At 63.5% G+C, this 18,814-nt stretch carries 18 protein-coding genes and 1 pseudogene; 4 read left to right on the plus strand and 15 right to left on the minus strand.

What is annotated here, in order from left to right; genetic code table 11:
• The 4 genes from I5W_RS10850 to tyrS all read right to left on the minus strand — a co-directional run.
• Positions 1–499 (minus strand): histidine phosphatase family protein (locus I5W_RS10850; RefSeq protein WP_044529232.1); only part of this gene is annotated, 499 nt, incomplete at its 3' end.
• A gap of 9 nt (positions 500–508) precedes the next feature.
• Positions 509–1,156, minus strand: a complete 648-nt coding sequence (locus I5W_RS10855) for a YbhB/YbcL family Raf kinase inhibitor-like protein (protein WP_017452010.1) — start codon at positions 1,154–1,156, stop codon at positions 509–511.
• A gap of 86 nt (positions 1,157–1,242) precedes the next feature.
• Complete coding sequence (gene dtd, locus I5W_RS10860) at positions 1,243–1,734, minus strand: D-aminoacyl-tRNA deacylase (protein WP_044529233.1); 492 nt, start codon at positions 1,732–1,734, stop codon at positions 1,243–1,245.
• Positions 1,735–1,746: 12 nt separating this feature from the next.
• Positions 1,747–3,015 (minus strand): tyrosine--tRNA ligase, encoded by a 1,269-nt coding sequence (gene tyrS, locus I5W_RS10865; protein WP_044529234.1) that lies wholly within the window; start codon positions 3,013–3,015, stop codon positions 1,747–1,749.
• A 248-nt stretch (positions 3,016–3,263) separates the two neighbouring features.
• Here tyrS and I5W_RS10870 point away from each other — a divergent pair, with 248 nt between their 5' ends.
• Both I5W_RS10870 and I5W_RS10875 read left to right on the plus strand, forming a co-directional pair.
• Positions 3,264–4,661, plus strand: a complete 1,398-nt coding sequence (locus tag I5W_RS10870; protein ID WP_044529235.1) for a M23 family metallopeptidase — start codon at positions 3,264–3,266, stop codon at positions 4,659–4,661.
• 80 nt (positions 4,662–4,741) lie between these two features.
• Positions 4,742–5,869, plus strand: a complete 1,128-nt coding sequence (locus I5W_RS10875) for an anhydro-N-acetylmuramic acid kinase (RefSeq protein ID WP_044529236.1) — start codon at positions 4,742–4,744, stop codon at positions 5,867–5,869.
• A gap of 141 nt (positions 5,870–6,010) precedes the next feature.
• On the opposite strand, the gene I5W_RS10880 is transcribed toward I5W_RS10875, so the two are convergent.
• The 11 genes from I5W_RS10880 to I5W_RS10930 all read right to left on the minus strand — a co-directional run bounded on the left by I5W_RS10880 (position 6,011) and on the right by I5W_RS10930 (position 17,158).
• Entirely contained in the window at positions 6,011–6,472 is a 462-nt protein-coding gene (locus I5W_RS10880; protein ID WP_017452006.1) for a glycine zipper 2TM domain-containing protein, read from the minus strand.
• Positions 6,473–6,609: 137 nt separating this feature from the next.
• Positions 6,610–7,575, minus strand: coding sequence for a magnesium/cobalt transporter CorA (corA, locus tag I5W_RS10885; RefSeq protein ID WP_017452005.1), 966 nt, complete (start codon positions 7,573–7,575; stop codon positions 6,610–6,612).
• Between the two features lie 185 nt (positions 7,576–7,760).
• Positions 7,761–8,468: a monofunctional biosynthetic peptidoglycan transglycosylase gene (mtgA, locus tag I5W_RS10890; RefSeq protein WP_044529237.1), complete on the minus strand. Its 708-nt coding sequence runs from the start codon at positions 8,466–8,468 to the stop codon at positions 7,761–7,763.
• Positions 8,469–8,562: 94 nt separating this feature from the next.
• Positions 8,563–9,378 (minus strand): shikimate dehydrogenase, encoded by an 816-nt coding sequence (aroE, locus tag I5W_RS10895; protein WP_044529238.1) that lies wholly within the window; start codon positions 9,376–9,378, stop codon positions 8,563–8,565.
• Positions 9,379–9,437: 59 nt separating this feature from the next.
• Positions 9,438–10,319: a TonB C-terminal domain-containing protein gene (locus I5W_RS10900; RefSeq protein WP_026052032.1), complete on the minus strand. Its 882-nt coding sequence runs from the start codon at positions 10,317–10,319 to the stop codon at positions 9,438–9,440.
• Between the two features lie 58 nt (positions 10,320–10,377).
• Complete coding sequence (locus I5W_RS10905; protein ID WP_044529239.1) at positions 10,378–12,474, minus strand: RNB domain-containing ribonuclease; 2,097 nt, start codon at positions 12,472–12,474, stop codon at positions 10,378–10,380.
• Positions 12,475–12,480: 6 nt separating this feature from the next.
• Complete coding sequence (locus tag I5W_RS10910; protein ID WP_044529240.1) at positions 12,481–13,095, minus strand: chorismate--pyruvate lyase family protein; 615 nt, start codon at positions 13,093–13,095, stop codon at positions 12,481–12,483.
• Positions 13,095–13,685, minus strand: a complete 591-nt coding sequence (locus I5W_RS10915; protein ID WP_044529241.1) for a YqiA/YcfP family alpha/beta fold hydrolase — start codon at positions 13,683–13,685, stop codon at positions 13,095–13,097. Before I5W_RS10915 ends, I5W_RS10910 begins: the two co-directional genes overlap by 1 nt.
• Complete coding sequence (gene mpl / locus I5W_RS10920) at positions 13,682–15,064, minus strand: UDP-N-acetylmuramate:L-alanyl-gamma-D-glutamyl-meso-diaminopimelate ligase (RefSeq protein WP_017451998.1); 1,383 nt, start codon at positions 15,062–15,064, stop codon at positions 13,682–13,684. The genes I5W_RS10915 and mpl overlap by 4 nt, the downstream gene beginning before the upstream one ends.
• A 111-nt stretch (positions 15,065–15,175) precedes the next feature.
• A complete protein-coding gene (locus I5W_RS10925; RefSeq protein WP_017451997.1) occupies positions 15,176–15,418 on the minus strand; it encodes a hypothetical protein in 243 nt (80 codons plus the stop codon).
• 18 nt (positions 15,419–15,436) lie between these two features.
• Entirely contained in the window at positions 15,437–17,158 is a 1,722-nt protein-coding gene (locus I5W_RS10930; protein WP_044529242.1) for a methyl-accepting chemotaxis protein, read from the minus strand.
• 308 nt (positions 17,159–17,466) lie between these two features.
• Between I5W_RS10930 and I5W_RS10935 the strand changes: the two genes are divergently transcribed.
• Both I5W_RS10935 and I5W_RS10940 read left to right on the plus strand, forming a co-directional pair.
• Positions 17,467–18,453, plus strand: coding sequence for a helix-turn-helix transcriptional regulator (locus I5W_RS10935; RefSeq protein WP_252716991.1), 987 nt, complete (start codon positions 17,467–17,469; stop codon positions 18,451–18,453).
• A gap of 56 nt (positions 18,454–18,509) precedes the next feature.
• Positions 18,510–18,814, plus strand: a pseudogene (locus I5W_RS10940) (hypothetical protein); the annotation flags it as partial.

Consider the following 18,814-nt stretch of genomic DNA (forward strand, 5'->3'; position numbering starts at 1 on the left):
GGCTGGCCCAGTGATGCACGCACTCCAGCACGCCACCATGGGTGACGATGGCGACCTTGCGATAGCGGCCCGAGCCGAGCACGCGCTGCACGGCTTGCACCGAACGTTCGTAGAACTCCCGCATGGTCTCGGCCATGCGCTCGCCGGCCGGATAACGGTAGTCCGGGTCGCGTGCCTTCCATTGGCGATAGGCGTCGGGATAACGCGCTTCGATCTCGATGTGGCGCAGGCCTTCGAACGCGCCATAGCAGCGCTCGCGCAAGCCCGCATCGATCAAGACCTCCAGTCCTGCTGCATCGGCCACGGCCTGGGCCGTGTCGCGGGCGCGCTGCAGGTCGCTGGCGAAGATGGCATCGATGCCCTCTCCCGCCAGCGCCTCGCCCAGCGCCAACACCTGGCGCTGGCCGGCCTGGTTCAGGCCGATGTCGATATGCCCTTGCAGGCGCTTGTCCACGTTCCAGTCGGTTTCGCCGTGGCGGATCAGCAGGATGTCGGTCATGCGGGGAGTTCAGCTACGCGGTACGGCGTTGGGGTTGAGGGTGTACAGGCCGGTGATCGAAGCTTGCTCCAGCACGTGGTCGCGCAGCGCGGTCAGTACCACCGAGCCTTCCAGGTTGCCGGCCACCGGCAACTGTTCCACGTCCAGCGCATAGAGGGTGAAGATGTAGCGGTGCACCAGCGCATCGTTCCACGGCGGGCAGGGGCCGTCATAGCCGAAGTAGTCGCCGCGCATGTCGCCGTCGCCGGCAAACCAGCCGGTATAGTCGTTGATGCCCTGGCGCGCGCCCGGCATGACATCGCCCAGCACCGCCGGCCCCGGCTTGCCGCGTGCGCTCACGCCATTGCTGAACTGCCCGGCCTTGATCTGGCTGACGCTGGCAGGAATATCGACCAGGGTCCAGTGATAGAAATCGACGCGCGGCAATTCCAGCGGCACGGTCTTGCCTTCCTGGTTGACGTCGTCGCCACGCGAGGGAACGTCGGGGTCGTGCACCACCAGCGCCAGCGACTTGGTACCCGCCGGCAGCTCGCTCCAGGCGAAATGGGGATTGCGATTGGCCGAGAGTGCAACGTGGGTCTTGGGGTCCATCACCGCAAAGGCGAATTCACCGGGGATGTTGCCGCCGTCCTTGAAAGAATCGCTCCAGAATTTCATATCACCTCCTAAAGTAAGGCCAGATTCAGAACACGTTGCAAATTCATGTGGGGACGCGCGGACGGGCTTCAATCCCGGCTTACGTTTTATTGCATATCCTTCATATCGGCTGAGGGCAGCGTCGGGTTGACCGGGCTCACCTGCAGCCAGAACGTCACGGGACCATCATTGGTCAGAGAAACCTTCATATCGGCCCCGAAGCGGCCCGTGCCGACCCTATCCTGCCCATGCTGCGCCCGGGCACGCTCGACGAAGTGGTCGAACAATTGCCGTCCCAGTTCCGGCGCGGCCGCCGGGGTAAAGGAGGGGCGCGTCCCGGACTTGGTATCGGCCGCCAGCGTGAACTGCGGGATCAGCAACAAGCCGCCTTGCACATCGGTCACGCTGCGATTCATCTTGCCGGCCGCATCGCTGAAAACGCGATAGGCCAGCAGCTTCTTCAACAGGGCATCGGCTTGGGTCACGGTGTCGTGGCGCTCGGCGCAGACCAACACCATCAGGCCGCTGCCGATGGCGCCCAGGGTCTGGCCCTCCACCACGACCGCAGCCTGGCTGACCCGCTGCAACAGGGCGATCATGCGCGCTCCAGCTTACGCCAGGGTGACGCGCGCGAACTTGCGCTTGCCCACCTGCACCACGCACTGGCCGGCTTCGACCTTCAGGCTCTTGTCGCTGATGACGGTGCCATCGATGCGCACACCGCCCTGCTCCACCATGCGCAGCGCTTCGGAAGTGGAGGCGCACAGGTTGGCTTGCTTCAACAACTGGCCGATGCCCAGCGGGGCGCCGGACAACGAGACTTCCGGGATGTCGTCCGGGATGCCGCCCTTGGAGCGGTTCACGAAGTCGGCCAACGCATCTTCGGCGGCCTGCTGCGAATGGAAGCGGGCCACGATTTCCTGGGCCAGGGCTACCTTGATGTCGCGCGGGTTCCGGCCAGCCTCGACCTCAGCCTTGTAGCCGGCGATCTCGGCAATGGAGCGGAACGACAGCAGCTCGTAGTAGCGCCACATCATCACGTCGGAAATGCTCATCACCTTGGCGAACATGGTGTTGGCCGGTTCTGTGATGCCGATGTAGTTGCCCTTGGACTTGGACATCTTTTCCACGCCGTCCAGACCTTCCAAGAGCGGCATGGTCAGGATGCACTGTGGCTCCTGGCCGAAGTCCTTTTGCAGTTCGCGACCCACCAGCAGGTTGAACTTCTGGTCGGTGCCGCCCAGTTCCAGGTCGGACTTCAGGGCCACCGAGTCGTAACCCTGCATCAACGGGTAGAGGAATTCATGCACCGAGATCGGCGTGCCTTCCTTGAAGCGCTTGGTGAAATCATCGCGCTCCATCATGCGCGCCACGGTGTAACGCGAGGCCAGCTGGATCATGCCGCGGCTGCCCAGGGCGTCGCACCATTCGGAGTTGTAGCGGATCTCGGTCTTGGACGGGTCCAGCACCAGGCTGGCCTGGGCGAAGTAGGTCTTGGCGTTGATCTCGATCTGTTCGCGCGACAGCGGCGGACGGGTGGCGTTGCGGCCGGACGGGTCGCCGATCATGGAGGTGAAGTCGCCGATCAGGAAGATCACCTGGTGGCCCAGGTTCTGCAACTGGCGCATCTTGTTCAACACCACCGTATGGCCCAGGTGCAGGTCGGGTGCGGTCGGGTCCAGGCCCAGCTTGATGCGCAGCGGTTGGCCGCTTTGCTCGGCGCGCGCCAGCTTTTGCGCAAATTCACTTTCGATGAGCAACTCATCGATACCGCGCTTGGTGATGGCCAGTGCCTCTTGGACCTTGTCGGTAAGGGGCAGGCGGGAGGGGGCTGCCTGGGCAGGCGCAGCAGCGGCGGAGGTGGACTGGTCGGCGTTCATCGATATAACTAAAAAATAGGCTTTTGTAGGACAGGACCGCTAAATCGTGTTGCTATAATCCCGACTTCCGTTTTTTCTGCCCAGCGCCAGGACGCGGCCTCAGAAGCTCATCAGCAGAAAAAATTTCAACCCGTGCGGTAGCAGATTGTTACGCGGGCGCAATACGGCGGGGGGACAGGAACGCCGCATTTGCAGCCAATACCCGCTCTCCGCCACGGAAACATCAGATTTTAACGTATTCGGTTTGCATGTTCCCACAAGATAAGCTCAAGCACCTCACGTCCCGGTGCTGCTCCGCGTTGCAGTCCTGCCACCACAAAGTCGCCACCTCCTCGCCCAAGACCCGCATCATCGGCGCCAGCGCCCTGTTCCTGGCGGCCTTCACCATCGGTGCCGCCGGCTTCGCCCCGGCCGAGCCGGACCTGCGCGATGCCCCGGTCAATCCGATTTCCAAGGAACTGGCCTTGCCCGACCTGCAACAGCAGATCAGCGCGCTGGAAGAACGCGCGCAGTATTACGTCAACGAAGAGCGGGTGCGCAACGGCGACACCCTGGCCAGCCTGCTCAACCGTCTGGGCGTGGATGACGATGAAGCCACCGCCTTCATCAAGTCCGATACCCTGGCGCGCTCGGTGATGCAGTTGCGCGCCGGCAAGCGGGTCGTGGCCCAGACCGATGACAATGGCGAACTGGTCAAGCTCTCGGCTACGCTGGACGATGGCAGCGACACCCCCAAGAACCTGGTCATTTCGCGCCAGGACGGCAAGCTCACCGCCCAGGCCCAGCCGGCGGTGCTGGAGCGGCGCGTGGAAATGCGCGCCGGCATCATCTTCTCCTCGCTCTTTGCCGCCACCGATGCCGCGCAGATCCCCGATGCGGTGGCCATGCAACTGGTGGACATGTTCGCCACCAACATCAACTTCGCCTCCGACCTGCGCCGTGGCGACCGCTTCAACGTGGTCTACGAGACCTACTACCAGAACGGCGACCTGGTGCGCACCGGGCGCGTGCTGGCCGGTGAATTCGACAATGCCGGCAACCGCTACCAGGCCGTGTGGTTCAGCGACCCGGCCAGCAAGACCGGCGGCGGCGGCTACTACGCCTTCGACGGCAAGTCGCTCAAGAAAGCCTTCCTGAAGTCGCCACTGGCCTTCACCCGTATCTCTTCCGGTTTCTCGATGCGCCTGCATCCCATCCTGGGCAAGTGGAAGCAGCATACCGGGGTGGACTTCGCCGCACCGACCGGCACGCCCATCCATGCGGCGGCTGACGGCGTGGTCGATTTCGTGGGTCAGCAGAATGGCTACGGCAACATCGTCGTCATCAAGCACTGGAGCGGTTACTCCACCGCCTACGGCCACATGAGCCGCTTCGCGCCCAACCTCAAGAAGGGCATGAAGGTCAGCCAGAATGACGTGATCGGTTTCGTCGGCATGACCGGTTGGGCGACCGGCCCGCACCTGCATTACGAGTTCCGCGTCAACAACCAGCCGCGCAATCCGCTGTCGGTGGAGGTGCCCAACAACCAGGCCCTGACCGGCCCGCAACTGCAGCGCTTCCGCACGGTGGCGGCCGACATGCAGCATCGCATGGCCATGCTGCGCGTGCCGGGTGCACCCGATGTGAAGCTGGCGGCAGCCAAGTAAGCGGCCACTGTCGCATATCGCCTGTGGGGGCGGCCGCTGTAGAATCAGCGGCCGCCCTTTTCTTTTTTTGCCTGTCTGCCATGAACGATTCTTCCGACGCTTCCCATCTGTATATCGGCCTGATGTCCGGCACCAGCCTCGACGGCGTCGATGGCGTGCTGGCCCGATTCCACGGCCAGACCCTCGCGGCCACGCTGGCGGCGGCCTACGTGCCCTTCCCCGAGCACCTGCGCGCCGACCTGATGGCCTTGCAGGCCGCCGGCCCCAACGAGATCGAACGCGAAGCGATGGCCGCCAATGCGCTGGCCGTGCATTACGCCGATTGCGTGGCGCAACTGCTGCTGCAGACGGGCAAGAGCGCTGGCGATATCCGCATGGTGGGCGTGCATGGGCAGACCATACGCCACCGTCCCGAGCTGGGCTTTACGCGCCAGACCAACAACCCGGCGCTGCTGGCCGAGCTGTGCGGTATCGACATCGTGGCCGACCTGCGCAGCCGTGACGTGGCCGCCGGTGGCCAGGGCGCGCCGCTGGTACCGGCCTTCCATCGCGCCATCTTTGGCGATGCCACGCAATCGCGGGTGGTGGTCAACATCGGCGGCATCGCCAACATCAGCATCCTGCCGGCCGGCGAGGAGGGGGCCTCGGGTTTCGACACCGGCCCCGGCAATGCCTTGCTGGATGGCTGGATTCAGCTGCACCAGCAACGCGCCTATGACACCGATGGCGATTGGGGCGCCTCGGGCCAGGTCCATGCCGGGCTGCTGCGGCAACTGCGCGAAGAAGCCTTCTTCCATGCCGCCCCGCCCAAGAGTTCGGGCCGCGACCTGTTCCACCTGGACTGGCTGCAAGCGGCGCTGGCGCGCACCGGAGAGGCGATTGCCGCCAATGACGTGCAAGCCACGCTGGCCATGCTCACCGCCAGCACGATTGCCGACGCCATCCGCCTCCATGCCGCCGATGCGCGCCAGGTCTATGTCTGCGGCGGCGGCGTCGGCAATGCCTTGCTCATGCGCATGTTGCAGCAGCAACTGCCACCGCACACCCGCGTGCAATCCACGGCGGTACTGGGCGTGGCGCCCCAGCATGTCGAGGCGCTGGCCTTTGCCTGGCTGGCACGACGCTTCGATCTGCGCTTGCCGGGCAACCTGCCGGCCGTGACCGGGGCGCGCGGCTTAAGGGTACTGGGGGCGTTGTATCCGGCTTGAAGGCAGTCCCGGGCAGTTTCGCAGCAACGACAAAGCCGTCCGGCGTTATGCAGGACGGCTTTTTTGCGCACCGTATCACTGACGGCCTGATCTCTATCAATGTTAGAAATGTTAGAGATCAGAGGTCAGATATCAATCGGATCAGTAACGGCTGATACGACCGTTATCCAGCCGCACGCGGTCACCGACGCGGAAATCGGTATTGTCTTCCTGCGCAAAAGTCTGCAAGGAACCATCGCTCATGCGCACGCGGACGTTATAGATTTGGTGGCCGGCCGAATTGTTGCGCTGGACCTGGTTGCCGGCGTAGGCACCACCTGCGGCCCCAGCCACGGTGGCCAAGGTACGCCCAGTGCCACCACCCACGGCATTGCCCAGCAGGCCACCGGCCACGCCACCCACGACTGCACCGGCCACGCCGTTGCTCTCCTTGTGGGTCACTTCGATGGCCTCGACCACGCCGGTACCGGAATAGGAAGCCACGTTCGCCTGTGGGTCCGGCGCGGCACCATAGGGCTGCTGCGGGCTGGCGCAGCCGATCAGGATACCGGCAAAGCTGGCGCTGACGATGACCAGCGAAATGTAGTGGTGACGGATGGACATGGGATTCTCCTCGACAAAAAATGCATCGATGCAATGTGCGATGGACACAGTGTGCCGCGGGCCACCCGCGCGCGGCATCGGAGAAGTCCGGGAATCCTTGTCGGAGAAATGAGGACGTCGCCCTCAGCAGACAGGCATCAATTCAACCAGCCGCGGCGGCGGAAATACCAGAACGGTGCGATGGCCGAACCCACCATCATCAGGATGGCCAGCGGATAACCCACGGCCCAATCCAGTTCCGGCATGACCTTGAAGTTCATGCCATAGATACTGGCGATGAGGGTCGGCGGCAGGAAGGCCACCGAGGCCACCGAGAAGATCTTGATGATCTTGTTCTGGTTGATGTTGATGAAGCCCACCGTGGCGTCCATCAAGAAGTTGATCTTGTCGAACAGGAAGGCGGTGTGGCCGTCCAGCGATTCGATGTCGCGCAGGATCTGGCGCGCATCCTCGAACTGCTCCGAACTCAATAGCCGCCCGCGCATCAGGAAGCTCACTGCGCGCCGGGTATCCATCATGTTGCGGCGAATGCGTCCGTTCAAGTCTTCTTCGTGGGCGATGGTGTTGAGCACTTCGGCGGCATCCTGGTCGGACAGGCTTTTCTTCAACACGCTGGTGCTGACCGCTTCCAGTTTCTGGTAGATGCCTTCGAGCGCATCGGCCGAATATTCGGCATCGGTCTCATAGAGATCGAGCAGCACGTCGCGGTAGTCGCCAATCGAGCCGGGCCGCGAACGCGCGCGCATCCGCACCAGGCGAAACACCGGCAGGTCTTCGGCATGGACCGAGAAGAGGATATTGCGGGCCAGGATGAAGGCTACCGTCATGGTCGACGAAGTATCGTCGTCGCCTTCGAACAGGAAATCGGTGCGCAGGTGCAGGTCGCCGTTTTCGGCTTCGAAGTAACGGGCCGAGGCTTCGATGTCGCTGAACTCATCTTCGTCCGGCAGGGTGACGCCATAGATGCTCTTGACCCAGGCCCGTTCCTCATCGTTCGGTTCGGTCAGGTCCACCCAGACTGGCGCGGCCTGTTCCAGGTCGGTGCGGCTGTCGATGTTGACCTGGCTCAGTCGTCCGTTTTGCAACACGAATACATTGATCATGGGTTCTCGCTGGGTGGAACGCGGATGGGGGGACAAGCAGCCTGGCGCGCCAGGCGCGAAACGTGCGCAAGTGTACGTTCAACCCCAGCGCCAGGCAAGCACGAGCGGCGCCGCGGTGGTCAACACCGGGCCGCCGTCATGCGGCGGTCATACCGCGGCCATCTGGGCGCGGCAGCCCAGGTGGATTACTTGTGCACCGGCGGCAGCGTGGCCGCGTTCATGCGGCGCAGGATCAGGCTGGTCCGCGCAGCCAGGTAACCCGAGCCACGGTTGCGGTCGTAGTAGCGCGGACGCGGCAGCATCACCGCCAGCCGCGCGGCCTGTTCGGCGCCCAGGCCGGCTGCGGTGCTGCGGTAGTAATGCTGGGCGGCCGCCTCGGCGCCAAAGACGCCATTGCCCCACTCCACCACGTTGAGGTAGATCTCGAAGATGCGCTGCTTGTCCAGCAGGAATTCCAGCATGTAGGTGATGATGAATTCCTGGCCCTTGCGCAGGTAACTGCGTTCGCCCGAGAGGAACAGGTTCTTGGCCAGTTGCTGGGTGATGGTGGAACCACCGGCCACCACCTTGCCCTTCTTCTCGTTCTTTTCGTAGGCCTTTTGCAGGGCCTCCCAGTCGATGCCGTCATGCTCGGTGAAATTGGCATCCTCGGAGGCGATGATGGCGCGCTTGAGATTGTTGGAGATGCGCGCATAGGGCACCCAGCGGAATTGCAGTTGGGCGTTGGGATCCTTCTCGCGCAACAGTTCCAACTGGTGACGCATGAAGCTGGTCGATTCCGGGTTGTGATCCTTCCACCACCAGATCTGGACGAAGAAATACAACTGCAATAGCAGCACCAGAGTAATGGGCAGGACGATGATCCAGAAGAGCAGCTTGCGTAGCGATTTCATGTGCCTGTTCTTGTTCTGTCGTTGCAGGGGGTTCTCATCGTGTGCTCATGCAGTGATCTAGAGGTCAGAGATCAGATCACTCATTGCCACTCAATTACTGCGACAGTTGCTGGCGCAGGCTGGCGAACACCTCGGCCGTAGCGGGGCGCACCCCGCGCCACCACTGGAAGGCTTCGGCGGCCTGCTCCACCAACATGCCCAGGCCATCGCGCACGCTGGCGCCGTGCTGCTGGGCGCTGTGCATGAACACGGTGGGCTGGCGGCCATACATCATGTCGTAGGCCAGGGTTTCGCCGCCGTACACCGCCACCGGCAAGGGCGGCAGGTCGTCCGAGAGGCTGGCCGACGTGGCGTTGATGATGACATCGAACACCCCGTCCAGCTCGGCATAGGCCACGCTGCGCACCGGGCCGTATTCGACAAACAGCTTGGCCAGCTCGGCTGCCTTGGCGGCAGTACGGTTGACGATCACCAGTTCGCGCGGCTTTTGCTGCAACAGCGGCAGCAAGGCCCCGCGTGCAGCGCCACCGGCGCCCAGCAGCAGGATGCGACGCCCTTCCAGCACCTGGCCGGCATTGCTCATGATGTCGGTGACCAGGCCGGCGCCATCGGTGTTGTCCCCCAGGATGCGGCCTTCTTCGAACTTGAGGGTATTGACCGCACCGGCCAGACGCGCACGCTCGGTCAACTGGTCGGCCAGGGCGTGGGCTTCCAGCTTGAAGGGAACGGTGACGTTGGCGCCGCATCCGCCGCGCCGCTGAAACACCTGCACCGCCGCCTTGAAGCCGCGCAACGGCACCAGCAGGCGATCGTAGTGCAGATGCTGGCCGGTCTGGGCGGCAAACTGCGCATGGATCTCGGGCGACTTGCTGTGGGCAATCGGATTGCCGATGACGACGTATTCATCCATGGTGGTTTGCCTGTTCCCTTTTATTGTCTGTTGTCCTGTCCGATACTGCCCCGCTCTGCTCAACCGGCCCCCAGTTGTGCCTGCACACCCTGCTCGCGCGTGAAGCGGAAGGTCACGATGACTTCCCACACGTCATCCTTGCCGCTGGTGCGCATATTCTCGGGGAAGCGGCCGAAGGGTGCCGAGCGCCGCACGATGGCCACCGCCGCCTGGTCCAGCGCGGCATTGCCGGAACTGGAACGCACCACTACGCCGCCATCGCGTTCGTAGAGAGTGCCATCCTGAAACACCGGAATGACCACCAGCAATTCACCATAGAGCTTCTTGCCGTCCCGGGTCGGGAAATTGAGGGTACCGACTTTTTCGATCTTGTCCTGCAGCGCCTTGAAGTACTGGGCATAGCCCACTTCGCGCGTGCTGGGGGTGATCTGGGTCTTCTTCGGACGCTTGTTGTACTGCGCGATGTCCTTGGCCACCTCGGCTTCCATGCGCGCCATGGCGCGCGCCGTTTCGGTCAGGTCGCGCGCATCCGGTTGCGCTGCCTGGGTGGGCTGGTGCTGGTCGGCGCTGGCCACGTGCTGCTGCGAGGCCTGCAACTGCGCCAGCATCTTGCGCTGCTGCTGTTCCAGCTCGGCCACCTTGCGCTGGGCCGCCTTGACGCTGTCGCCGCTCTCGACGTGCTGCATGTCCGGCAGCGGCGACTTGGCGCGGCCGTCCTCGGCATTGCCGCCGCCATCCAGGTTGGCCTGGGCCAGCGCCTGGGCCTGGACCGGCTTCTTGTCATGCTTGGCATTGACCAGGATGACTTCCAGCTCGGGGTCGGACGGCTTGAAGCGCAAGGCGTCGGGGGCGACGAAATGCACGGCCAGCAACAGGCCATGCACCAGCAGCGAAACGCCCAGCGCGATGCTCAGCAGACGGTGTTGGGCAAACAGATTCACAGCAGGCAAGCAGCAACGAGCATATTGATCAAAGCGCCAATTCTACGCCAGCACTGCCTCATTGCGCCGCTTCGGCGCTACGGTTTTCGCCATCTTGCGCCGTGGCGGCGGCCTCTGGCGGGGCGTCTTGCGGAGCGCTGCCATCTTCTGCGACCGCACTGTCCTCCTGCTGCTGCTCGGCGCCGAGCGCGGCCATGCCCTCCAGCAACTCCTCATCCTCTTCCCCCAGGTCGCTGGCCAGCGCCTGGGCAGCAGCGGTGGGCACCTCCAGCAGGCGCGCCTCCACGCTCAAGTCCACCTCGTCCCAGCGCAGCAGGTCCAGCTTGACCTGCAGGCCACGCGCCAGTTGCGGCAGGCCCGGCATCCGCAATACCAAGGGGATGTCGACCAGGCGCAGGATTTCATCCTTCAATACCACTGCTTCCACGGTGCGGGCGTTTTCCTGGGCCAGCCAGCGCAGGCACCAGTAACGTTCCATGGTGGACTGGAAGTCGGCGTAGCCGGAATAGGCGGCATCAAAGCCCGAGACGATGGCGAACAGGTCGGCATCGCGCGGCTTGAAGGGTGCCACCAGCGGCGCGGTCACGCCGTGCTCGATACAGGCCAGGATCTGCCACTGGTTGACCAGGTCGGTATAGCGGCGCAGCGGCGAGGTGCTCCAGGCATATTGATCCACGCCCAGGCCCTGGTGGGGCGCGGCGTGGGTCACCATGCGCACCTGCATCTTGGCGGCCCAGCCACCGGCGCCGCCACCCTGGGCGCGATAGATGCCGGGTACGCCATGATCGGCCATGAGCTTGCCCCAGGTGCTGTTGGCAAAGATCATCAACTCGGCCACGATCTTGTCCAGCGGCGCGCCACGGCGGCGACGCACGATGCTGACCACGTCATTGTCGACATAGAAGTTGAAGTCGACGCGATTGTTCTGCTCCGGTCGCAGGCCGAAGCTCTCGCGCTTGGCCATGCGGCCCTGTTCCAGCAACTGCACCCATTGCCACAACAGGGAGATTTCTTCCTTGTGCGGATAGTCGCCGCGATTGTCGGCCAGGGCTTCTTCGGTGACCAGCTCATCGAGGTCGTTGTGGCGCAGGTTGGCGGCAATGGGCACGCGTTCGGCGCGGGTCTCGGTGGCCAGCACTTCCCAGTTGGCAGGATCCAGCGTGGCATACAGCGACAAGGCCGGACGGGCAGCGCCGGCGTCCAGCGTGTAGGCGGCCACCAAGTCGTCGGGCAGCATGGTGATCTTCTCGCCCGGCATGTAGACGGTGGACATGCGGGCGCGGGCAATCGCATCGATGGCGTCGCCGCGCTTGATGGCCAGGCCCGGCGCGGCAATGTGGATGCCCACGCGCAGCTTGCCATCGGGCAAACGCGTGACCGACAGGGCATCGTCGATTTCGGTGGTAGTGACGTCATCGATGGAGAAGGCCTGCACGTCGGCCAGCGGCAGATCGGTCGTGGCCGGCGGGATGGCGATGGCCGGGAAGCCGGTGCCGCGCGGGAAGAATTCGTAGAGGAAGCGCGCGTAATGCAGATCCTTGGGCGAGGCCACGCCGCCGGCGGCCAGCATCAGGCGCTGCGGGGTGGTCTGCAATTCCTTGGCGGCGGCATCCAGGGCCTTGAATTCGATGCCGTTCTTGTCCGGCTTGAACAGCAATTGCAAAGCGATGGGACGGAAGGCCTCTGGCAACTTGTGAGCCTTCAACTCCTCGACATATACCGCTTGCGCGGCCAGTTGCTGCTTCTTCTTTTCCAGTCCGGCCAGGGCCGCCTGTAGCGAGGCTTGCGGGGCAGCCTTGTAGCGACCACGGCCCTTCTTGTAGAAATAGATCGGCGCCTGATGCAGGCGCAGCAACAGGCCGGCCGCTTCAGGCGGCAGTGGGGCATGGCCGAAATATTCGGCGGCCAGGTCGGTGAAGCCGAATTCTTCTTCGCCGGCCACTTCCCACAGGAAATCCAGGTCGATTTCCTCGGCGATGGCTTGTGCCTGTTGCAGCAATTCCTGCGGCGAGGGAGCAGCGAATTGCAGCAGCGCATCGCGCGACTTGACCTTGGCGCGCTTGCCGGAGGCCATCTCGACCTGGTAGGACTCGCCCTGCTGGGTCATGATGGAGCCGGCCTTGAAGTCGCCGGATTCTTCGAACAGTAAATTCATCTGCTTCTATCGCTTTTCAATCGGTACGTGAGCCGGCACCGGGCGCATGAGCGCCTCCAGTGCCGGCAGGAAAACATCGGTGACCATCAGCACGCCGCCGCGCCGGGTAAACAGCGAGCGGCGCGCCAAGAGGCTGGTCGGTAATTCGCTGCCTGGCAGAGCTTGCGCGATGCGGTGCATCAGCGGGTGGCCGGCACTCAGGCGAGCATACTGGATGGGGCGGCGCCCCACCAGCGGATCAAAGAACAAGTTGGCGCCCAGCGGGGTGCTGCCCAGCTTGCTGAAAAAAGGCCAGTCGGACTTCACCGAGGCGGTGGACAAGACCGTGTGGCCGAACACCACCGGCGCCCCATCGGCCAGCAGGATGACATCGCGCTCTACCACCCGGCTACGGGCCGATATGCACAATGCTTCATGTTCATCGGCCAGAATGCGGCCGGGACGCTGGCGCAGCAGGCGCACGGTGAAGGTTTCGGTACGCGCCTTGAGCTTCAGGGTCATCGAACCCGGATCGGCCAGCCAGGCGCGGGTGCGGCGCATCAGGTCGCCATCGGCGACCCGCAGCGCGGCCAGCGCCTGCGGATGCGCCATCCAGCGCGCCGTGCGAACCCCTGCCTGCATCAACGCACCGCCCGGCCGGCAACATCCACACCGCAGAAGGCCAGCACCGCATCGAGATGATCGGCGAACTCGGCCATGCCATGGTCGCTGCCCTGGATGACGGTCTGGCGAGCGCCCGGATAGTGGGCCACCATCTCGCGCCAGTCCAGCACTTCGTCGCCGGTGGCGGCCAGCAGGAAATAGCGCTCGGGCCGGGTGATGGCCGGCACCACCAGGGCCCGCAACTCGGCGATGTATTCGTGCTTGAATTCGAAGGGTTCGTCGGAGTGGTATTGCGTGGTCACGCCGACATAGGACTCCAGGTCGCGCGGCGGCTTCACTGCCGGATTGACCAGCACGGCGCGGCAGCCGATGTGCTCGGCCAGCCAGGTGGCATAGAAGCCACCCAAAGAAGAGCCGATCACGGTCAACTGCGCCGGGTCCACGCCGGCCACCAGCGATCCGGCCAGGGCGATGGCACCGGCCGGCGAAGCCGGCAGTTGCGGGCAGACATACTGGTTCTGCAAACTCAGTGCAGCCATGCGCTGTCCCATCACGCGCGCCTTGAACGATTGCGGCGAGGAACGAAAACCGTGCAGGTACAGGATCATGCCAGCGCGTCCAGCAGCTTCTGGTGCACGCCGCCGAAGCCGCCATTGCTCATCACCAGCACATGGTCGCCCGGCTGGGCCGCGGCCTTGACGGCTTGCACCAGGCGATCCAGGTCGTGGAAGGCGGCGGCCTTCTGACCCAGGGGAGCCAGCGCCTCGGCCAGGTCCCAGCCCAGCGCGTCGCGCCCGGACTGGGCACCGTAACCGAAGACCAGGTCGGCCTCTGCCAGGCTGCCCGGCAGCGCCTCCTTCATGGTGCCCAGCTTCATGGTATTGGAACGCGGCTCCAGCACCGCCAGGATGCGGGCCGCGCCGACCTTCTTGCGCAGGCCGGCCACGGTGGTGGCAATCGCGGTCGGATGATGGGCGAAATCGTCATACACGGCCACGCCATTGGCGCTGCCGCGCAACTCCATGCGCCGCTTGACGCTCTGGAAGGCGCCCAGCGCCTCGATGGCCTGGGCGGTCGGCACACCGACATGGCGGGCAGCGGCGATGGCGGCTACGGCATTCATGCGATTGTGTTCACCTGTCAGTTCCCACTGGACCGTACCTTGCAATTGGCCGTCGAAGCAGACCTGGAAGCGCCCATCCTCCTGGGTCTGCAACGACCAGCCCGGCTGGCCTGCGGCCACGCCGAAATCTTCACGTCCGCTCCAGCAGCCGCGTGCCAGCACGCGTTGCAGCGCCGCTTCGCGAGCATTGACGATGAGCTTGCCGATACCCGGCACGGTGCGCACCAAGTGGTGGAATTGCGTTTCGATCGCTGCCAGATCGGGGAAGATGTCGGCGTGATCGTATTCCAGGTTGTTCAGGATGGCGGTGCGGGTGCGGTAGTGGACGAACTTGCTGCGCTTGTCGAAGAAAGCGGTGTCGTATTCATCGGCTTCGATGACGAAGAAGGGCGACGGCCCACCCTGGCCATCGCTGCCCAGGCGCGCCGAGATGCCGAAGTTCATCGGCACCCCGCCGATCAGGAAGCCCGGCTGGTAGCCCGCCTGTTCCAGCACCCAGGCCAGCATGGCCGAGGTGGTGGTCTTGCCATGGGTGCCGGCCACGGCCAATACCCACTTGTCCTGCAGGATGTTCTCGCCCATCCATTGCGGGCCGGAGACATAGGGCAGGCCGCGGTTGAGGATTTCCTCCATCAGCGGGTTGCCGCGCGAGACCACGTTGCCGATGACGAACAGATCGGGCTGCAGGTCCACCTGGGACGGCTCGAAGCCCTGGATGAGCGTGATGCCCTGGGCTTCGAGCTGGGTGCTCATCGGCGGATAGACATTGGCGTCACAGCCGGTCACGGTATGGCCAGCCTCTTTGGCCAGCACGGCCAGGCCGCCCATGAAGGTGCCGCAGATGCCGAGAATGTGTATATGCATAGCGAATCTTGGGGTGTAATCCCGAGATTTTACCTGAGCCCACGCATTCCCCCTATCAACGTCTGCCATCCCGGGCGTAGCGCCCGGGCCGGATGCGCTACCGTGCAGGACTTAGGGTCGCCGGGGCCGTTCCAGGTATTTCACTACCTTCTCCGCATGGCGGGCGGCACTGTTGAGGCGGTTGATGACCAGGTTCAGACTTTCCCACTCCTCGGGTGCCAACGGCTGGTCCAGGCCATTGCGCACCGCACTGGCCTGGATGATCAGGGATGCCACCTTCCAGGCCGCATCGTGATAGACCGACGCCAGTTCATGGCGAATCCGGTCAAGGTCGGCTTTGGTGATCTCGCCCATTGCGCCCTCCTCGTTATATCAGAAGGTTTCCCATAGCTCATCCGAATTGGCGGGGCCGGCAATGGCGCTGGGCGCGGGCTTGGCCTTGGGGCTGGCGGCAACGCTGGGCGCAGGAGAGGCGGCAGGACGTGGCCGGGTCGCGGGCTGCGCTGCCTCGGCCAGCGCTGCGCCAGTTGCGTGCACCGCCCCGCCCGGCAGGCGGAACACCCCCACCAGCTCGGACAATTGCCGGGTCTGGTGCGACAACGATTGCGAGGCCGACGCCGCTTCTTCCACCAGGGCAGCGTTCTGCTGGGTCACTTCATCCATCTGGGTGATGGCCAGGTTGACCTGCTCGATGCCCTGGGTCTGCTCGCTGCTGGCAGCCGAAATCTCGGTCATCACATCGGTGACGCGCTGCACGCTGGCCACCACTTCGCCCATCGTCGCCCCGGCTTGCTGCACCAGGGTGCTCCCCACGCCGACCTGCTGCACCGAACTGTCGATCAAGCTCTTGATTTCCTTGGCGGCCGTGGCCGAGCGCTGGGCCAGTGAGCGCACCTCGGTGGCCACCACCGCAAAGCCGCGGCCCTGCTCGCCGGCCCGGGCCGCTTCCACCGCCGCATTCAAGGCCAGGATATTGGTCTGGAAGGCGATGCCGTCGATGACGCTGATGATATCGACGATCTTCTTGGAGGAGGCATCGATGTTGCCCATGGTCTCGATGACCTGGTGCACGACCTTGCCGCCTTCTTGGGCAATGGACGAGGCAGTCAATGCCAGTTGGTTGGCCTGGCGCGCATTTTCGGCATTCTGCCGGACTGTGGAGGTCAGTTGCTCCATGGCCGAGGCGGTTTCTTCCAGCGAGCTGGCCTGCTCTTCGGTGCGCGAGGACAGGTCCAGGTTGCCCGTCGAGATCTGGTTGGAGGCCGTGGCAATGGTTTCGGTGCCGCTACGGACCTGGCTGACGATGCGCCGCAGGCTCTCGTTCATCGCGGCCAGTGCCATGCTCAGTTGCCCGGTTTCATCCCGGGAACTGGCGCTGATCTCGGCCGTCAGGTCACCCGCGGCAACCTGGTTGGCAAAGGCACCGGCGGTACGCAGCGGCGCGGAAATGATGCGCGCGATGAACACCGCCAGCAGCGTGCCGACCAACAGGCTGCCCACCAGCAGGGCGATGATCCCAAAGCGTGATTGGTCATATGTAGCTTCTGCTATATGAACGGATTGGACGCTGCCATCCAGGTTGACCTGGGCCAGCTTGTCCAGCTCATCCAATAGCGCCAGGTAATTCTGGAAGGCGGGGCCCAGCAGGAGCTGCTTGGCTTGGTCCGCCTGGCCCGCGCTCAGCAGCGTCAGGGTCTGGTCGTGCAAGGAGATGAATTTTTCGATGCGCTCTTTGACGCTCGGGTAGAGGGCTTTTTCGCCCGGCTCCGAGATCTGGCCCTCGTATTGCTTGCGGGCCGCCGTGAGGCTGTCGAGGTTCTTGTTCATGATGTTGACGATGGTGGTGCGCTCACCGGAGTCGTTCTCATAGAGCGCCATCTGGGCCTCGTTGGCTCTCACCCGGGATAGCGCCACCTTGATGTCGTTGAGAGAACGGATGCTGGGCAGCCAGTTGGTCGCCAGCTCACTTGCTGCATCGTTGACCTTGCCCAATTGCAAGATGGCGAACCCACCTAGAAAGGCAGTCAGCATCAGGATGCTGGCAAAGGCCAGCAGCAGTTTGGTTCCGATCTTGCGGTGATAAAACCAGTTCATGAGCACCCCCTTGGCGATATTGTTCAGATGGGCATGAAGAACCGGTTCATGAGAAGGTCGCAGTTCATCACGCAGTCCGTTGGACGTTAACGTGATCGCCAAGGTAGTGCCAATTTATCAATAAATTCCTGCGTTTTTTTTGGAGCGGCTTCGCTTCCTTCCAATATCCACCAGAGGCATGGGGGAGAATCACACGGAAAACTTAAACTTTTATTAAACATTTCCTTCCACATCGCGAGATTCTCTTGGCTGGAATGAATTCATATTGACGGACGATGCCACTGCTAGCTTTTCTCATCGACATTCACTTGAAGAGACAAGGCCCCGTCACAGCCGGGCAGGCAAGCACCGAAATCAAGCTGGCCACCCCCAACGCCTTCGATGAGTTCTTCCGCGAGACCGGCATCCGGGTCGAAGCACCCACGACCGAGCATTCCAAGGCCAGCTACGAGGGTGAGTATTTCCCGATTCCCGTCGGTGCCGCGTATCGCTCGACCAGCAAGACAGGCTGGCAGGTCAAACATGCCCCCGAGGCCAGCGGCTACAGCCTGCATATCCAACGCAGTGGGGAAACCTCCTGGACGTCTGCCAAGGAGGCTCTGTATTGCAGCAGCGGGAGCGCCATCATCCAGAATCTGGAACAGGTCAGGCAACTCGCCGGCTCCAGTGCTTCCTCGGACGAAGGGCTGTTCTTCCCTGTTCAATGCCTGACCCGCAAGCTGTCTCACCTGCTGGATGCCCCGGTACACAAGCCCATCCGCTTTCACTACCCGCTGATCCATGATCCCCATGTACTGGCACCGCTCAGATCGATCATCGATATCATTGCGCAAGGTCTCTCGGGCAAGGCGCCCTTGATCAAGGCCCCGCTGGCGCTGGTCAACCTGCAGCAGGCGGCGGCCTACATGATCTTGCAGAACCTGCCGCACAATTACTCGCACGTGCTGGCAAGCCATCCGCCTGCGCCTGCCCCGCGCCAGATCAAGCGGGCCGTCGAGTTCATCCGGGCCAGCCTGGCGGTCCCCATCAGCCTCGCTGACATTGCCGAGCATTCCGCCATCAGCGTGCGCTCCCTGCAGTTGGGCTTCCGCAAGTACAAGGGGATGACCCCCATGGAGTTCCTGCGCACGCAGCGCTTGGGGCGGGTGAGGGAAGACCTGCTGGACCCGTCGGTGCCGGCAGACGTCCAGCACATCGCCCTGAGCTGGGGCTTTACCCATTTCTATCTTTTCGTGCGCTACTACAAGAAACTGTTCGGCGAGAGCCCGCAGACGACGCTGATGCGGCGCGAATAGTCATGCGCAGGCAATCCTGAGCCCGGCCAAACAGGCCCAGGCCGCAAGGCGGTATGATGTCGCCCATGTCCGAATTCGAATTCACCTCCCCCACCGAGCAATTGCGCGCCGAAATCGCCGCGGCCGCCGCGCGCATGATCGCCGAAGATGGCGCCGACTATGGCACCGCCAAGCGCAAGGCGGCCAAGCAGATCCTGGGCAACCAGAAGGTTCGTGGCGAGATCATGCCCAATAACGAGCAGATCGAAGACGAAGTGCGCATCTATCACGAACTCTTCTTCGCCGACACACAACCTGCCCGCCTGTGCAGCTGCGCCAGGTGGCGCTGCAACTGATGCAGGATCTGCAGCAATCAATCCTA

The sequence above is a fragment of the Herbaspirillum sp. B65 genome (assembly GCF_000333555.1).
Taxonomy (GTDB): domain Bacteria; phylum Pseudomonadota; class Gammaproteobacteria; order Burkholderiales; family Burkholderiaceae_D; genus Herbaspirillum; species Herbaspirillum rubrisubalbicans.

What these genes read in the sequence shown, in the direction of transcription:
- tyrS (WP_044529234.1), bottom strand. Translation starts at nt 3,015, where the DNA reads ATGAACGCCGACCAGTCCACCTCCGCCGCTGCTGCGCCTGCCCAGGCA.
- mtgA (WP_044529237.1), bottom strand. Translation starts at nt 8,468, where the DNA reads ATGAAATCGCTACGCAAGCTGCTCTTCTGGATCATCGTCCTGCCCATT.
- I5W_RS10930 (WP_044529242.1), bottom strand. Translation starts at nt 17,158, where the DNA reads ATGAACTGGTTTTATCACCGCAAGATCGGAACCAAACTGCTGCTGGCC.
- I5W_RS10905 (WP_044529239.1), bottom strand. Translation starts at nt 12,474, where the DNA reads ATGAATTTACTGTTCGAAGAATCCGGCGACTTCAAGGCCGGCTCCATC.
- I5W_RS10880 (WP_017452006.1), bottom strand. Translation starts at nt 6,472, where the DNA reads ATGTCCATCCGTCACCACTACATTTCGCTGGTCATCGTCAGCGCCAGC.
- aroE (WP_044529238.1), bottom strand. Translation starts at nt 9,378, where the DNA reads ATGGATGAATACGTCGTCATCGGCAATCCGATTGCCCACAGCAAGTCG.
- I5W_RS10910 (WP_044529240.1), bottom strand. Translation starts at nt 13,095, where the DNA reads ATGCAGGCAGGGGTTCGCACGGCGCGCTGGATGGCGCATCCGCAGGCG.
- I5W_RS10855 (WP_017452010.1), bottom strand. Translation starts at nt 1,156, where the DNA reads ATGAAATTCTGGAGCGATTCTTTCAAGGACGGCGGCAACATCCCCGGT.
- I5W_RS10870 (WP_044529235.1), top strand. Translation starts at nt 3,264, where the DNA reads ATGTTCCCACAAGATAAGCTCAAGCACCTCACGTCCCGGTGCTGCTCC.
- mpl (WP_017451998.1), bottom strand. Translation starts at nt 15,064, where the DNA reads ATGCATATACACATTCTCGGCATCTGCGGCACCTTCATGGGCGGCCTG.
- I5W_RS10925 (WP_017451997.1), bottom strand. Translation starts at nt 15,418, where the DNA reads ATGGGCGAGATCACCAAAGCCGACCTTGACCGGATTCGCCATGAACTG.
- I5W_RS10875 (WP_044529236.1), top strand. Translation starts at nt 4,742, where the DNA reads ATGAACGATTCTTCCGACGCTTCCCATCTGTATATCGGCCTGATGTCC.
- corA (WP_017452005.1), bottom strand. Translation starts at nt 7,575, where the DNA reads ATGATCAATGTATTCGTGTTGCAAAACGGACGACTGAGCCAGGTCAAC.
- I5W_RS10915 (WP_044529241.1), bottom strand. Translation starts at nt 13,685, where the DNA reads ATGATCCTGTACCTGCACGGTTTTCGTTCCTCGCCGCAATCGTTCAAG.
- dtd (WP_044529233.1), bottom strand. Translation starts at nt 1,734, where the DNA reads ATGATCGCCCTGTTGCAGCGGGTCAGCCAGGCTGCGGTCGTGGTGGAG.